This is a genomic window from Tenacibaculum sp. SM2510 (genome assembly GCF_057002845.1).
This window is the reverse complement of record NZ_CP192703.1, coordinates 2370001-2372500: the sequence shown is the minus strand read 5'-3', so window position 1 is coordinate 2372500 and position 2500 is coordinate 2370001. Positions and strand designations below refer to the sequence as shown.

Here is a 2500-nt window from a genome sequence, read left to right as displayed (position 1 = left end):
CTGTATAAGTTTGGGTTACTTAATAGTACTTTATTCTTTTTATTTTCTAAGAAATATCTTGAATTTAGGATTATAAATACTGTGGTTTTAATCAGCGTCTGAACATATTGGCTGCTATAATAATTTGAACTCGCAGAACACCCAATTAATAAATTTACAATCAGTCATTATAGTGCTATAGTTAACCTTAATTTAGAGAAAAAGGGAAACGAACTATTAGAAAAAATAGAAAGCTATGAGTAATTTAAAATTATATAAGCTTTATTTATAATATAAGAAGAGGGGTAATTATGCTAAAAGCGATGTATTTCAGTTAAATTTCGCGTAAAAAAAAACCTCAATCTATAAAGATTGAGGTTTAAAAGAAAGGCAACGACCTACTCTCCCACCATTGGCAGTACCATCGGCGCAAATGGGCTTAACTTCTCTGTTCGGGATGGAAAGAGGTGAGCCCCATTGCGATAATCACCTTAAATTGTTTCAGTATATTGCAACTGTATAAGTTAACATATTAGTAAAATCATATCGTAAATTATCAAAAGAGTTTGCGTCCCGGTCCGAAGACCGGGAACTATACATAAGCCTATGGGTTATTAGTAATACTCGGCTATGACATTACTGCCTTTACACCTGTATCCTATCAACGTGGTAATCTTCCACGACCCTTTAAAGAAATCTCATCTTGTGGTGGGTTTCGCGCTTATATGCTTTCAGCGCTTATCCCTTCCCAACGTAGCTACTCTGCAATGCTCCTGGCGGAACAACAGATACACCAGAGGTTAGTTCAACTCGGTCCTCTCGTACTAAAGTCAAATCCACTCAAATTTCTAACGCCCACAGCAGATAGAGACCGAACTGTCTCACGACGTTCTGAACCCAGCTCGCGTGCCACTTTAATGGGCGAACAGCCCAACCCTTGGGACCTTCTCCAGCCCCAGGATGTGACGAGCCGACATCGAGGTGCCAAACCCCCCCGTCGATGTGAGCTCTTGGGGGAGATCAGCCTGTTATCCCCGGAGTACCTTTTATCCTTTGAGCGATGGCCCTTCCATGCGGAACCACCGGATCACTATGCTCTACTTTCGTACCTGATCGACCTGTATGTCTCTCAGTCAAGCTCCCTTATGCCATTGCACTCTACGCACGGTTACCAAACGTGCTGAGGGAACCTTTAGAAGCCTCCGTTACTCTTTTGGAGGCGACCACCCCAGTCAAACTACCCACCACGCACTGTTCTCATTGCTGAGTTAGACTCTAGATAAGCAAAGGGTGGTATTTCAAGGACAACTCCACAACGCCTAGCGACGCCGCTTCATAGTCTCCCACCTATCCTACACATTACTTATCCAAAACCAATACGAAGCTATAGTAAAGGTTCACGGGGTCTTTTCGTCCCGCTGCGGGTAATCGGCATCTTCACCGATACTACAATTTCACCGAGCTCATGGCTGAGACAGTGTCCAGATCGTTGCACCATTCGTGCAGGTCGGAACTTACCCGACAAGGAATTTCGCTACCTTAGGACCGTTATAGTTACGGCCGCCGTTTACTGGGGCTTCATTTCATTGCTTCGCCGAGGCTAACAACTCCACTTAACCTTCCAGCACCGGGCAGGTGTCAGGCCTTATACATCATCTTTCAATTTAGCAAAGCCCTGTGTTTTTGATAAACAGTCGCCTGGACCTTTTCACTGCGGCCCATCCGAAGATGGGCGACCCTTCTCCCGAAGTTACGGGTCGATTTTGCCTAGTTCCTTAGCCATGAATCACTCGAGCACCTTAGAATTCTCATCCCAACTACCTGTGTCGGTTTACGGTACGGGTTCTCATAATCTGAAGCTTAGAGGTTTTTCTTGGAAGCCTTTAGGCACACTATCAACGCATCCGAAGATTTGTTGTACTATCACACTTCACCTAGATCTGCGGATTTACCTACAGTTCCAATAGCTACATGTTTCAACGAACTATTCCGTCAGTTCGCGGTGCTTTCATTACTCCGTCACCCCATCGCAATTATAAGAAGTACAGGAATATTAACCTGTTATCCATCGACTACTCCCTTCGGATTCGCCTTAGGACCCGACTAACCCTCAGCTGATTAGCATCGCTGAGGAAACCTTAGTCTTTCGGTGAGGGGGTTTCTCGCCCCCTTTATCGTTACTTATGCCTACATTTTCTTTTCTATCCGCTCCAGCATACCTTACAGTACACCTTCGGCGCAAATAGAATGCTCCCCTACCACTTACGTGTCTTTCAACGTAAATCCATAGCTTCGGTAATATGTTTATGCCCGATTATTATCCATGCAAAACCGCTCGACTAGTGAGCTGTTACGCACTCTTTAAATGAATGGCTGCTTCCAAGCCAACATCCTAGCTGTCTAAGCAGTTTCACCTCGTTAGTTCAACTTAACATATATTTGGGGACCTTAGCTGATGGTCTGGGTTCTTTCCCTCTCGGACATGGACCTTAGCACCCATGCCCTCACTGCTGAGTAACAT

At 44.6% G+C, this 2500-nt stretch carries 2 rRNA genes (1 of these 2 cut by a window edge); both read right to left on the bottom strand.

The annotated features are described in order from the left end of the window. Positions 1–364: 364 nt before the first annotated feature. Positions 365–473 (bottom strand): 5S ribosomal RNA (gene rrf / locus ACQ629_RS10675). Positions 474–573: 100 nt separating this feature from the next. Further along, positions 574–2500, bottom strand: a 23S ribosomal RNA gene (locus tag ACQ629_RS10670); it runs 957 nt beyond the window's last position.